Source organism: Methylomonas fluvii (assembly GCF_014850975.1).
Lineage (GTDB): Bacteria > Pseudomonadota > Gammaproteobacteria > Methylococcales > Methylomonadaceae > Methylomonas > Methylomonas fluvii.
Genome location: NZ_JACXST010000002.1, coordinates 843,128 through 856,983 on the forward strand (window position 1 = coordinate 843,128; position 13,856 = coordinate 856,983).

At 50.0% G+C, this 13,856-nt stretch carries 12 protein-coding genes; 5 read left to right on the forward strand and 7 right to left on the reverse strand.

The window, feature by feature from the left end; genetic code table 11:
* The first annotated feature begins 294 nt into the window (after window positions 1-294).
* The 3 genes from EBB_RS13455 to EBB_RS13465 all read left to right on the forward strand — a co-directional run bounded on the left by EBB_RS13455 (window position 295) and on the right by EBB_RS13465 (window position 1,872).
* Window positions 295-639, forward strand: a complete 345-nt coding sequence (locus EBB_RS13455; RefSeq protein ID WP_064007906.1) for a UPF0175 family protein — start codon at window positions 295-297, stop codon at window positions 637-639.
* Window positions 621-1,133, forward strand: coding sequence for a PIN domain-containing protein (locus EBB_RS13460; protein ID WP_229427577.1), 513 nt, complete (start codon window positions 621-623; stop codon window positions 1,131-1,133). Before EBB_RS13455 ends, EBB_RS13460 begins: the two co-directional genes overlap by 19 nt.
* 121 nt (window positions 1,134-1,254) lie before the next feature.
* On the forward strand, window positions 1,255-1,872 hold the full coding sequence (locus EBB_RS13465) for a hypothetical protein (RefSeq protein WP_192394327.1): 618 nt from the start codon (window positions 1,255-1,257) through the stop codon (window positions 1,870-1,872).
* Here EBB_RS13465 and EBB_RS13470 read toward each other — a convergent pair.
* From EBB_RS13470 to EBB_RS13480, 3 genes are read right to left on the reverse strand one after another with little or no spacing between them, the layout of a single operon-like run.
* On the reverse strand, window positions 1,866-5,063 hold the full coding sequence (locus tag EBB_RS13470; RefSeq protein WP_192394328.1) for a conjugal transfer protein TraG N-terminal domain-containing protein: 3,198 nt from the start codon (window positions 5,061-5,063) through the stop codon (window positions 1,866-1,868). The genes EBB_RS13465 and EBB_RS13470 overlap by 7 nt on opposite strands.
* 30 nt (window positions 5,064-5,093) lie before the next feature.
* The gene (locus EBB_RS13475; protein ID WP_192394329.1) at window positions 5,094-6,545 is read right to left on the reverse strand and encodes a conjugal transfer protein TraH; all 1,452 of its coding nucleotides are present in this window, start codon (window positions 6,543-6,545) and stop codon (window positions 5,094-5,096) included.
* Entirely contained in the window at window positions 6,542-7,552 is a 1,011-nt protein-coding gene (locus tag EBB_RS13480; protein ID WP_225587436.1) for a conjugal transfer protein TraF, read from the reverse strand. The genes EBB_RS13475 and EBB_RS13480 overlap by 4 nt, the downstream gene beginning before the upstream one ends.
* Window positions 7,553-8,039: 487 nt before the next feature.
* Between EBB_RS13480 and mobI the strand changes: the two genes are divergently transcribed.
* Window positions 8,040-8,519, forward strand: coding sequence for a conjugative transfer protein MobI(A/C) (gene mobI / locus EBB_RS13485; RefSeq protein WP_192394331.1), 480 nt, complete (start codon window positions 8,040-8,042; stop codon window positions 8,517-8,519).
* A gap of 288 nt (window positions 8,520-8,807) precedes the next feature.
* Here mobI and EBB_RS26700 read toward each other — a convergent pair whose 3' ends face one another.
* Window positions 8,808-9,056 (reverse strand): site-specific integrase, encoded by a 249-nt coding sequence (locus EBB_RS26700; RefSeq protein ID WP_371741576.1) that lies wholly within the window; start codon window positions 9,054-9,056, stop codon window positions 8,808-8,810.
* Window positions 9,057-9,064: 8 nt separating this feature from the next.
* Window positions 9,065-9,379 carry a hypothetical protein gene (locus EBB_RS13495; RefSeq protein WP_192394332.1) on the reverse strand — a complete coding sequence of 105 codons (315 nt, stop codon included), beginning with the start codon at window positions 9,377-9,379 and terminating at the stop codon, window positions 9,065-9,067.
* Between the two features lie 63 nt (window positions 9,380-9,442).
* Here EBB_RS13495 and EBB_RS26480 point away from each other — a divergent pair, with 63 nt between their 5' ends.
* Window positions 9,443-9,574, forward strand: coding sequence for a hypothetical protein (locus EBB_RS26480; RefSeq protein WP_306790071.1), 132 nt, complete (start codon window positions 9,443-9,445; stop codon window positions 9,572-9,574).
* Window positions 9,575-9,774: 200 nt separating this feature from the next.
* On the opposite strand, the gene EBB_RS13500 is transcribed toward EBB_RS26480, so the two are convergent.
* Together EBB_RS13500 and EBB_RS13505 are read right to left on the reverse strand one after the other, a co-directional pair.
* Window positions 9,775-10,992, reverse strand: a complete 1,218-nt coding sequence (locus EBB_RS13500; protein WP_192394333.1) for a PepSY-associated TM helix domain-containing protein — start codon at window positions 10,990-10,992, stop codon at window positions 9,775-9,777.
* A 194-nt stretch (window positions 10,993-11,186) separates the two neighbouring features.
* On the reverse strand, window positions 11,187-13,652 hold the full coding sequence (locus tag EBB_RS13505; protein ID WP_192394334.1) for a TonB-dependent siderophore receptor: 2,466 nt from the start codon (window positions 13,650-13,652) through the stop codon (window positions 11,187-11,189).
* Window positions 13,653-13,856: the final 204 nt, after the last annotated feature.

Consider the following 13,856-nt stretch of genomic DNA (forward strand, 5'->3'; position numbering starts at 1 on the left):
CCGAAGCACTGAGAGACGGACTTGCCGAATTGCCTTACTGTACGACCTGCCATACGCCCTATCTAATCATTCATGGCTGCAAATACCCGCAGATCTGTCAAATGTGCGTGCTAAACCAAATCCCTAAGACCAGAATGATTACCTAAGAATTGATCCTAAAAACAGCGTTGTCGTGGCCGCATTGGGGGCGATTCATTATCCGGGCAGCTCATCATCCAGGGAGATAACTTTATGCACCCATTTCAATTCAGAGGACTATAATCCACCCATTCAATCTTCCTATGAAATCAGGCTATGAAAACAGTGAATGTCAGCGGTCTAAAGAACAACCCTAGCGAAGCGTTGCGTATGGCTCACGAGGATATGGTTCTGGTCATGAATAGAAACGAACCGGATGCCGTGATGGTTGGCCTCAAATCCGCCAAAATCATTGGTATGCCGGGTGTGCGTAAAGCCTTGGCAACTGCCCTTTTTAAAGACGGTAACTTGTCACTTGCCCGATCCGCCAAACTGGCCGACATCCCTTTGGCCAGTTTTATTACACACGTCTCGCGTCTGGGCATTCCCGTCATCGATCAAACGGCCGACGAAGTTGAGGACGATTTGGATACCCTGGACCAGTGGCTAAACCAAGCCTGAACGCTGATGGTCAAAGAGTGATTGTCGATGCCAGTCCATTGATCGGACTGGCGTTGGTGGAGGGTTTAATCTGGCTGCCCCAGTTATTTGGCCAGGTTTTCGTACCCGAATCGGTTAAACAAGAAGTTTTACCCGGCAAATCGGCACCTGGTGAACAATCGCTGGCTCACGCATTCGATTCAGGTTGGTTAACGGTATGGCATGAATCCATTACACCTTGTTTAGACATTGATCTGGACGCTGGTGAAACGGATTGCATCAACATCGCACTATCGTCACCCGAAAACTATTTGCTGATCATGGACGAACGTGCCGGCCGGGCTGTGGCCAAAGAATATCAACTGCAGGTCGTCGGTACGGCCGCCGTCATTGGCTTAGCCAAGAAACGAGGTTTGATTGTGTCGGCTCGAGCCGCTTTTGAAGTCCTGCACCGTTCGGATTTTCGAATTTCGGCTACGGTAATCAACAAAATTCTGGCGAGTGTCGGCGAGTAATCGAATCGATATGCAGGCTAATTTTCTTTGCCTTATGAAAATGGCTTTGATTTAAAACCGACTTGGAGTGTTAGTTCATTCGCGGTAGGATTATCAAAGCGTTTTAAGCATGGAGAACACTATGCCGACACAGTCATCACTCTCAGATCGGTTCAAACGACCCAGCCAGTCGATTCAAACCCGGTCAAATCACTCGATGTTTAATGGCCATCATGCAACGGTGGATTGTCCTGAATGCCACCGGATCATGGTGCCGCGCGTCATTACCTATTACGGACAACCAACAAAATCGATTTGCCCATTTTGCGGAAGCACTTTTGCATCGTTCCCATCAGGTTTTACACGATTTATCCAATCCAGATACTCAGATGTTCTTTCCTTTTCAGTTCTTCAAAAACTGGTAACCATAACGATATGTCTTGTAGCGCTATGGTTTGTTGCTGACTGGGGAAACCTCTCAGATAACGTCAGTTTGTTTGCAGCATTTGGGACTGCGTTCTTTCTTGCCATGACATTGGCTGAATTAGTATTTCAGGGAATTGAGCGTACGGCGGCCAAGTTTTTTCATCGAAGTAATTATTATTGGGCGATATTGGTACTAGTTTCGATGTTTATTACCCATGAGTATCCATCGGTAGCTGGCTATGTCGCTCTATTTTTCTTTATGATTATTGCTCGTGGTTTTGTTGCTGCCTTTATCCTAGCTCGGAAAAAAACAGTAAAATCCACGTTTCAATAATTGATCAGCCCACGGGCTCGATTATATTGTCCTATCTGGTCAATCAGATCCTGTCTGTTTTGCCCAGCAGCACTTCTCAATAAGTTAGCGATATTATTGCCATCATTTTCACCTTCTTCATTTATCATCCGCTGCTTCGCCTCTCCCAATCCACCAGTGTTTTCACTACTCACAGCGATCCCATCAAAGGCTTCAAACATAGCAGCGCGATAATAAGCTTGTTGACTCGATGTCAGCTTGTCGGCAACTTCATTGACTCTTTGATCAGCCCAGGCTTGCGTAGCTTGAGCAAATCCAGGATAGGACTGGGATGCTGCGTGTTTAAAAGCATCCCATTTTTCAGCGCCTCTTGACCGCGCTTCATCATAACTATTATTGAATTGCTTCAAGTACTCCTGCCCAGCAGCACCCATTGCTTCAAGATTTTTAGCAGTACTGTAGACCCCACCACCAATGTAGTTGTAAGACAACTCTGCGGCAGAAGGCATGTCATTGGCAGTTGCGGCAATTGATTGCCTAAAGTGAGCTGCTTTGACATTCGCCAATTGCCCAAACCCTTCACTTGAATTTTGTTCACGCTCTGCCAGATTGCGATCATGTTGCGCTTCGATACTTGCTTCACCGCCGGCAATTCTCCCCGCTGCAGAGTGAATCTGTATTTGTGCTCGTTGATTTAGCGATTCGGTTTCAACGCGTGGGTCTTTAAGCTGAGCCTGTTCGACTGATGCCCGAACCTTGCCTGTTTCCGGTGCATTGGACTTCAGGGATTCGTTCTGGCTGGCATTCCAGCTTTGATCAGCTTGTGGCGCATTAAATGCATCACCGAGCAGTTGATAACCCGATATTTGCGCCTGGTGCGATTGTTGATCATCCAGCGTGCGGTAACTGGGTGACGAAAAACCGGTCAATAACGACATCCCGGCGGCGGCATAGGCTTGATCGGCATCGCTAATCCAACTCGCCGCTTTCCATTGCGAGGCCAACCGCTGCGTATCGCCGCGCAAGCCGTATTGATCCAGCGTGCGATCCAGACGTTCCATCAAGCCAAGATCATGCGCGATTTTGTATCCCGTTTCCGCCGCGCCGAAACTGGCTTGAATTCCGAATCGTTGTTGAGCCGATAGAGTTTGTTGATAGGATTCACTGGCCGATACCGCATCGGTTGCGCTGTGTTGCAGCGAAGACAATGATTGATGTTGCAAGCCCATGGATGCCACATTCCGGGTTCCGGTTTGCGCATCCAGTGCCAGGCTTTTCGCCAACCCCGCTTGATAGCCCTGACTGTCGTTGACGGTTTGACTGATGTCGGCGGCAATGGCGTCAGACTTGTCCTGACTGACTTTGAAGTCGTTTTGCAAGCGGCCAGAAATTGCGCCGCTGAGTTGGTCGTTACCGAGTTTGGCGCCGGCGTTGGCACTGCCGGCCACCAACGCCGAGAACTGATCGGCGGAAATCCCGGTATCGGCATGTTTCTTGGCAAAGGCTTCACCGAACTGACGGTTATAAGCATCGGTATAACTGGAACTGCTGGCAATTTGATTACCCAGCGAACGGCTGTCAAATGCATCGCTGGTGATGCTGGCTGACTTCGAAGCCGTCGACGACACGCTGTGCATGAAGTTACTGGTGGCTTGTTCAGAAGCGCTATAAGCCGACGATACCGCAGCACTCATGTCTTTGCCTGCGGTAAAGGTCGGCAGCACTTTGTCGACGCCGGTTTGCGTGACCGCAGACAACGGACTGTATTGATGCTGCGCTTGGGCATTCAATACCGGCGCTGGGCTGATCATATCCGGCGTGGCGATTTTTTCGTTTACATAATCGCCGCCGTCCATTCGTCCCAGGAAATGAGTCGCTGTCACCGCGCCTCGGTAGATCAGCATCAAAGTGATCGCCGGCGTGGATGCCGCCAGCATGCCGCCGATCGACAGCCATTGCTGCAACTCCATGTCCAGCTGGTAAATGCCCATCATCGACGGCAGGTTGTAGGTGGCCGTGGTCAGTGCAGCCATTTTGCCTGCGGCCGACATCTGGATGAACAAATTGATTACTGCCAGAATCGGCATCCACAATTGGATCCACAGCAGCATCAAGAAGTAGCCGATATTCATCCGGATACCGACATTGCCCAGCATCACCACAAACGCCATGATCGGTGCGATGGCATAACTCAAACCTTCGATAAACGCCATCATGGGCCGGACGATCTTGGCAAACAGGGTTTGTTCGGCCGCCCACTGGGTATTGCGTTGCTGAATGGCTTGCTCGACCATGGCCGCTTTGTTCCAGTGCAATCCGTCTTCATGCCGGCCGATCACGCCTTTCTCGAACATCGGCATGATGGCCGACATCAGCATGTAATCGGCGGCATCGACCACGCCGGGACCCGCCAGTGCATCAAACGCATCCTGGATTTTCGGCACCGTGTCGGCTGCCGCCGGCACACCCAAAGTCGGTTGCAACAACCCTTCCAGCGCCGTCGCGAAATTACCGGTGGCCACCACGCTCAAATCCGCCCAGGCATCCGTGCAGGTTTTGGTTTGCGGTTGGCCGCCGACATAGATTTGGGTCATGTAGATGTCGGAATCAAACCTTATCGCATTCAACGGATCGGCATCACGCAAAATGGCATCTACTGATTTCTGGTTTAGATCGACACCTGTTAAGGTGCATTCGCGCACGTAATTAGCAAATGAGGTTTCCATATCGCTGCCAACATTCGGCACATTGGCCGCGCCTAAATTCACCCGCGACAACAGATTCTTCCGCACTGCCGTCAAAGTCTGCAAACTGTCGGCAAAGCCATTGCCGGTCATCGACGGTGTGCCAAAGCCTTGTTCGAACAAGCGTGTGGTGCGATAGCCCATGTTCGACATGACGCTACCGACCACCGCCGGTCCAATCGGTACGTTGTCGACCACCACCACGCTGCCCGTATAGGCATCCTCAATCGACACCCGCACCGACGGCGCATACAACATCAGCCACAAAACATACGCCAACAATAAATCCTGATAACGAATGCCGCGACCGTCCCATTGCAACAAGGCTCTAAGCATGACGATGATCACACCAATCAAACCACCCACGGCAGCGGCGGTGCGGTAATCGCCGGTACCGGAAATCATCGCCACGGCATTCAGTACGGCTTGCAGATAGGCGGAATCGCCTACGGAAAAGATTTCAAACATAGGAGATGGCCTTCAGATAAATGAGATGGACTAAGGTGTCGGCCAAGCTGTACCAGAAGCCGGTAATTGCGCCACGGTGCCGTAATGTTTGGGCTTCACGGTATTCATCAATTGCTGATAGAACGCCATCAGGGTTTGCGGATTGCCATAACGGCCGGCGATGGTGACGTACTCGTCTTGAATCTGCTCTCGGGCATCCTTCAAGGCATCCATCAGCAACTTAGCGTACGCATGGTCGTTCATGTGCGCCGCGGTTTGTACGGCATTCAGTAAATCGTTGACGATTAGCTGCGCCAGTTCCAGGGCAATCACCGGCGCCGCTTCTTCAGCCCACAGTTTGGCAATGCCGGCGTCTTCCCGTGCCAAGTTATGGATCATACCGCCGATGGCATCTGGTACGGTTTGCATGAAGGCTTTTTCGCTGTCGGTGATCTGGCCGCTGTTGGTGGAGAATTTGTAGATCAAGCCATTGCCGGTATTGGCAGACCCAAGCAGAATCTCCATCACCCGCTGCTTCAAGCCGACCAGATTGACGTTCTGGACAATGGGTTTCAGACACTGATCGGCATCATGGCCATCACTGCAGGTGTACATCCTGACGGTTTGATAGCTGTTACCAGCGTCGTTGCCGTGCATCAAATCCTTGATCCGCAACACCGGCGGCGGCGCGCTGATGGCATTGTTCTCGCCTTTGCCGTCGGGCGCGGCTTGCGGGGCATCGACGATCACCGTACCGGAAATACTCATCGCCGCTTCCAAAAGGCTATTGCCGCCGAAACGGAACCAGCCGCCGGCATTCTGATTGACCAAGGCCCGCCAGACTAAATTGCCCTGGATGATCTTGGTCATATCCGTCGGGTCATTCTGTTTGATCTGCTGTAACGGATCGCCCAAGGTACTGGTATTGGTCCAACTGGAAAACACATCCGAAATGCCTTGGGTAAACGAGGCATTGGACAGATTGGTTTTGCTTTGCAGATCGAAGGCTTTGACCGTGTCATTGACCAGGCCCTGCGCCAAACGACAGGAGTTGCTGAACATCTGGTTCATTTCCTGGATTTTCTTTTGCAGGTCGGTCATCACCGACGCACACCAGGGACACATGGCACCCACGGCCAACTGAAATGCATAACCCGCCGCATTGCCGGCCACGTTGCGCATCAATTGCACAAACTGGTTAAAGTTGATGAAACTGAAACTGCCGGCGAACAAATCGATACCCCCGCAGCCGGCACTGAACGACGGCGGCACAAACGACACCAGATTGGTGTTGGTGATGCCATTGCGCGCCACCAAACTGCCGCCGGTAATCACGCCGCGGCGCTGTCCCAAGTGCGCGGTTGGGGCCGTGAAGTTGGTCATGGTACCGAACATGCTGTCCATTTCCTGTTGCAGGTCGGCATAGGCTGGAACGGCACTCTCAACCAACAGAATCAACACTACGATCTGACGATAGCGTAATCGAAACGTAAACGACGTCATGGCGTGTTCCCCCTTTGCGCACTGCGTTGCAATGCCTGGATCAGTGACAGTGGATCTTGAGTGACCGCAGGGCTGATGCTACCGGCGGCCGGTAACAACATCGGTGTGTTACGGATGCCCTGAGTGGTTTGGTATTGCGAGGCATCGATCCAACCGGCTTCCTTGGCGGCCAGCAAAATCCGTCCGGTGACTTCTTCCAACGACAACGCGCCTTGCGCCAACGGCACAATTTGCTTGGGCGGTTTCATCAGGAACAGCGCCGGGGTTTGCTCGACACCCAACATCGCAGCCTGACCGTTATCCCGTTTGAACTGACTGAAAAAGCCATTCGGCATCGGCGAACCATCCAGCGATACCGGATAGATTTTGAAACCGTAGGCGTTTTCCAGCATGGCCAGAATCGGCGCTTGCACATGGCAATAAGGACAATCGGAACGAAAGAAAAACAAAATGCCGGCTTGAGCAGCAATCGCTTTCAAGGCTCGTTCGGCCACCACGCTGGCCTGATGATTGGCTTCATTGGCCGCATAGGTAGCCACCGGACGGCGCACGGTTTCATCGAGTTGCGGATCTGACATCACCACGTAGCGGGCGGCATTGGTAAAGCGCTCTGCTTTGTCCATCATCACCCGTTGCAGGTAATAAAACGCGGCCACATTCTCGAGACTCGGATCGTCAATGGCCTGGTTCAGGTAATGCTCAAGGTTTTGCTTCAACCAGGCCGAGGATAGCGGTTGGGGTTCTGCAGAAGTCGGTGCTTGATTTTGGGTTTCAATTTCAGCCTGAACGACGCTGGGCGGTTTGATGTCAGGTTTGGGCTTTTGCTGATCGTCTTGAATTTCGGGTTGGGCATTTTTAACCGGCTCAGGCAACACCTCATACCAAAACCAGCCGCGCTGTTTGTCGGCGAAATAGGAAACTTCGGACGTGTCGTCCTTACCCATCGCCAGAGAGGCTCTGAGACACAAGCTCAAGATGATCGGTAAAGAAATGGCATTTCGGTTCATCGCGCCATTGTCCGTCAGATCTTCCCAGCGACTTTTGCAGCTGACGACGAAAACGCCATCAGCTGCAAGATGGCTCGAAAAGCGATCGCAGAACGTGACCGTAACGGCAGACGATCGCAAATTCGGCGTCAACTGCAATCGGCATCCCATATCGGTTGCCTAAAATGCCGGCGTTATTGCGAACGGGCGATGGCCCGCAAATACTAATAGGAAATCGACTTTCGATTTGCCTACGCTAGTAGGGAAACATGGCAACGGTAATCGGCCTGAAAACCGAAGTTATTTCCTAGGTAGGCATGAGTCACGCCGTTTTGCCAAGGCAATGCCTAAATGAACCATTCAGAAAATGACAGTGATATGCCTACTTCGGTAGGCATTTAAGGTGCAAAACCTATGCACTAAGGCGCTTTCCATGGCTCGCAATGAACAGAAAATCCCGTTAGGCATTGTTCATGCCTATCCCTACAGTTAAGTAATAGGAAAATTCATGTCCAGCGAACAACCTGTCAACAGTCAGCTCAATCTTACTGAACAACACCTGCTGCATTGGATCGAAACCCGGTGCGATCATCTCCAGGCGCAAGCCAAAGTATTGGTCGATGATTATTGGCGCCAAATGAAAAGCCAGCGCCAGAAACACAGCAAAAGCGAATCGGGCCGAATCGGCGTCCGCATCCGCTGCCGAGAAAACCAACGCGCATTCAGCATTGAGTGGTATCGCATGGCCACGTTGCGGCAAAACGGTCAAACCAAGCCAATTGCGCAGTACGTTAAGAAAGGCCGTGGCTATCGTTATCCGCTCGGCAACCTGCTGAAGGGCGAACCCGCCTGGGAGACGGATTTAGTCGAAGAACTGGAAACCGAGTTTGCCCATATCCGGCAACAGCTCGATCGATTGGGAAAAATTCGCGATGCGGTGCAGCGTTATTGCAAGGTACTCGATGCCAATGACAAATTCATGGGTTGAGATGGCTAAATGACAATCTTTGCCCCGATAAACCAGAGAGCATCATGTTCCCCGATTGTTAAGGGTTGTCGGATGCCTTCTCATCATTTGATGATAAACCTGTGACCACAAACCTTGGTGGGCAGGCGTCGGACAACCCTTAACAGATTTGCTCCTTCGGTTTGCACCTTGATTAAACGTCAGCTATCGAATAAGACGAACTCACAGTATCGGCCACAAGCGGTCATTCCCATGAAGCCGAAAATTTTTTTGGCATCGCTCTAAAGCGGCCATTCATGTTTTTGGCCGTCAAGCATCAATCTGCTCAGAAATTTCCAAAGCATCATCTACTTCGATCCCCAAATATCTAACGGTATTTTCCAGTTTGCTATATCCGAGCAGTAATTGCACCGCCCGCAGGTTTTTAGTTTTTCGGTAAATCAGCTGCATGACGATTGCTCTCGACTGCACACGAGAACCTTGAAAAACATCCGGTAAACCTTGTGCCGTTTGCATAAACGTTCGCACATTGGCGGTTTGAGTAATCGAATGCCACATACCCAACTTCACCGTCCACCCGACAGATTAAGATTGGGCGTTTCACTGTCCTGAGATGCACTATGACCAGCCGTCAGGCGTTCCATCGGACTCATAGCTCGCGTATCGATGCGGATACCCTGGCCTGAGCGCGACAGACGACTTTCAAGTTGCTGCATTTGCTGCTGCAGTGTTTCCTGGTTACGAAGAATCAATTGCAATTGCTCCCCCAAAAACTCGAAATGAATTTGGAAATAACGTACTGCAGGAAACACCTCGGCGGCCTGTTCGGCAGAGCCCCTCATCGGAGGTTCAAGCTGAGTTTTTTTATTGGGTTTGCGCATGCGTGTTCTCCCTGATTTTTATTATGGATACTACGAGATCGGTTGCGGCGAGCTGGTGTCACGTTGTCGCCTATCAACACCCATCCGGTGGCGGCTTGCAAATCTTCCGCAGCCAATCTCAAGCTGAGAAAATCAGAACCGGTCAGCTTCGCCTTGATCGGTGCGCCTTGCGGACCGCCGCTGGATTGTCCGTAAATTGATACCTCCGAAGGGCCTATGACCTGACGTAACGATGGTTCAATGAGCGACAATATGTCAGGCAACTTCCGGCCATTCGGAGTGAGATAGACCCGCATTTCACTTGGAGGAATTGCCACGACAGTCTGAAGTTCATTAGCCGTCAACGATGCGCGCACCCGTGCATCCATGGTGCAGAGGGGAAAAAGGATGGTTTCTCATTTGAATTGACGAGCTGCATTATTATGTTTAGCACTGCGTTCCACCTTTACCTTCCGTTTTTGCAACCAGCGGATAGCACCGGTGACATAAAGCAGCAATGGTACCAATCCGGTAATTGCGATTATGGAACGTCCGATGACTCCGAACGCTTCACCGTTATGCAAAGGGTAAAGCCACTGCAAAAAAACATCTCCCGCTGCATCGTTTACCGGATCACGTTCCAGCATTATCTTGCCGCTGTATTGATCGAGCCACAGCATTCGTCTCGAGCGCGTCCGGTTAATCTCCTGCGGCGCCCGCTTAACAACACGATAGAAACCGTGCAGGTCTTGCGGGAAAATAATCATTTTGTATTCACCATCCGGAAAATACTTATCCGTGATAGCGGCGACTTGATCCAAGCCAATAGGCGATAGTTTCTCGCCGGGTTCCGAAATTACTTTCGCTGTGTCGGGCTTTATTGGCGAAAATAGTTCAACCAATCCAGCCACATGAATGGGAAACACCAAATAAAGGCCGGAAAACAGTATGACTATCAGCGGAATAGAAAAATAGAAGCCAAACGTTTTATGTAGATCAAAATTGAAACGTTCGGCACTGGCCTTACGTTTGATGGTTAATGCCTGTCTAAGTTTCCCTGGACTCGGCCACCAGAGAATCAGGCCGGTCAATAATGAGAACAGTAAAAAAAGCGCGACAATGCCGACAAACGTGCGCCCCACTTCACCTAAAGCCAGTGTGTAATGAAAACGCACAAAAAAACTCATCAAACTGCCTCGCCAGGGATCGCCTGTATCGAACATCAGACGTTGCCCGAGGACGTTGGCATTGTAGGGATTCACGGATACCTGATGCCATTCGGTTTGTCCCGGCGCCTGTGCAGGTAGGCTGTAGGTAACAGCAAACGCTTCATTCGGTTGACTTGGAAATACAAAAGCATAGGGTTTGCCCTGCCTAGGAATAACTGACTTGGCTGCCGTCGCAATTGCCTCCAAAGGCCGATAAGTTGTTTGCCCGGCATCGCTGTGCAGTTTCATAAGAGTCGGATTGAGCATGGCATCGATTTCCGGCTTGAATACCGCCAGACTACCCGCCAAGCCACTCAACACAAATACCACGCCGGCGAACAAGCCGATATAAAGATGCACCTTCAGCCAGAGCTTACGGCGGGTTTTAATGCCGGGTAAGAAATTGTGATTGGATTTTGAAATCATGATTACTCTGAAAGTCACGCGTCAACCGCTTGAGACCCTAACAACAAAACAGCGTTGACTTTTATTGGCCGGGGCGATTGCTCTGCCTTCATGAACGTTACGGTAGAAATCCAACATGCTGAACGGGATATTCTCGTCCAGCATATTCAAATTTTCTAATGGAAAAAGGTTGCAAGCTCAGTCCGGCTGACAGCTTAAAATTCGACCCTCACCGATCCCATATACGTACGTGGTACGCCGGGCATGGTTTGATGGATGAACGCGAAACCACCGTTACTGGAAGCAATGTATTCCTTATCCAGCAGGTTCTGTATATTAAATTGCAAGGTTACATTGGATGGACCGACTTTTTGTTGATATTTCAATAGCGTATCGACGCGCGCATAACCCGGCATATTGAAGCTGTTATCGATATTTCCGGCGCGTTCGCTGGCTAGAAAAACGCCTGCGCCGGCACTAAAACCTTGCGCCCCCAATCCCGAGAAGTCATAAGTTGACCAAAGACTGCCGGAATTTCTAGGCACATTGGCTAAACGATGGCCTTTGTTACCAGGACCGCTAGAACCGAGAGTAGTGTCAAATGCACCCGAATCCTTGGTGACTTCGGCATCGGTATAAGCATAGGTGGCTATCAGATTCCAGGCGTCGGTCAGTTGTCCGCGCAAATCCAATTCGATGCCGCGGCTACGCTGTTCTCCGGTCACGGCAACTCTATTGGTAAAGGGTGCTGGCAAAGGTGTCTGAACATTACCTTTGGTCAACTGATAGAACGCAAGATTGGCCGAAAATTTACCGTCCAGCCATTCGCCTTTCAAACCGGCTTCATATTCCTCGGATTTTTCCGGATCGGGTAAGTCACCTGAAATTGTCGTACCTTGGTTGACAGCATTAAAGGTTTTCACATAATCGGCATAGATACCCAGCCAGGACACCGGATGATACATCAGGCCAGCCCTGGGGCTGAATTCATCCACCTGTTTTGTTCTACTGGACGTAGGGTTAGCTGTTCCAAATTCGGCATGATCGAAACGGCTGCCGAATAACAATTGCCATTTATCCCAAAGCTCAATCTGATCCTGCACATAAATACCGTACCATTCATTTTTATTGTTGGTAACAGGGCCAAGCGGGTCGTTCAGAAAGTTGCTGAAACCATAGACAGGATTAAATACATTGATAGTCGGAACATTGGTTCGATATGGACTGCTGCTGCCGGCATTATTGGATCGATAATAATCCGTTCCGATAAGCAAGGTATGATTCAATGCCAAGGTTGAAAAATGGCCGGTCAAATCAACCGTACCATATTCACTTTCAAAGTCGTCATTGGTTTTTAAAAATCCTCTACCTATATCGCCCAAAAGATTCGTGTTAGCGTTGGCGGCGGTTTGCGCAGTTGCATTGTTATTTCTGATGATTGAGAACTTGCCTCGGATCTTCCAGTCTTCATTAAACTGGTGGGTCAAAGTGGCGTCGCCCTGGTAAAACTCCGAATTTGCGTAATCGGTGGGTTCGTTCCTGAAAAAATTGAGGGGGATTTTTCCCGGAATTGCCCCGGAAAGTTGAAGATCGTAAGGAATACCGGAGTCGTTAATGCTTCTCCGGTTTTGATACATAAAATCCAAGTCGAGCTGAGTGTCTTTACTAATCAGCCAAGTCAGTGATGGGGCAATAAAATCTTTGTTATCGTATACATAATCTCTGAACGAGTTACTATCCAGATGCTCGTAATTCAACCGATACATTAATGAACCATCCTGATTAACGGCGCCGGTCGCATCGGCCAATGTGCGGTAGGTGTCGTAGGAGCCGAATTGCTGTTGCAAGGAATAGTACGATTCTTTTTGAGGACGCTTTGTAACGATATTCACCAAACCGCCCGGCTGGGTGCGGCCAAACAGCATACCGGCCGGGCCTTTCAATACTTCGACCCGCTCAGCATTGGCCAGTGACATATTGATGTTGTTTGGTGTCAAAACGCCGTCCCGATATATTGAATTGTTGGAAAAACCCCGGATTTGGAGAGATTCATTAGCAGCAGCGCCAAAACCCCAGCCTTTAGATACACCGCTGACATTTTGCAGTACATCCCCTAACCCTATCGCCTGCTGATCGTTTATGACCGCTTTCGATACGACTTGCACAGTCACGGGTGTATCAAAAATCGGCGTATCGGTCTTGGTGCCAGTGGTGGCATTACGTAAGGTATAATCCTTGTTGTAAGGATCGTTAGAATCATAAATCGTCTTACCCAACACTTTCACCGCCGGCAAAGTCGATGCCGCATCGCTTCCTGTCTCAGCAACTTTCAAAGTTACTGTCTTTTCGTCGGTGAAGGTATGAGCCAATCCTGTGCCCGACAGTAATTTCTGAAATCCTTCTTCGACGGTATATTCGCCCTCTAAGCCTTTGCTGGTTTTTCCATCGGTCAATGTGGCATCGGCGGACAACAAAATTCCAGCATTGGCTGCAAACTGGCTTAATGCATGGCTCAGTGAACCGCTGTTGATGTGATAGCTTCTTTTGTCTGCTGTATCGATACTATCTGCATGACCGCTGACGGAAACAGTCAGTGCCGAAGCTAACAGAATTCCTTTTACAGCTTGATGCAATTTCGATGGTTGTAAGCCAGGATCGCGAGGGTGACTCATTTTAGACATCGGGGTTTCTCCTTTTATAAAGTGTTGTTCTCACTTCCTATGAAACTTGAAAACCCAAAAAGGGAACTTTTTTTGAAAAAAATTTTCACAAAATCATAAGTCTATGTATTAAATAGGTATTTTTTCAAAGAAATTAGACAAAGGAATGGCGCTGAGCGTCAGCCGACGACTGGTGGAATTGATTTTGAGCCTGGTAGTTGAGTG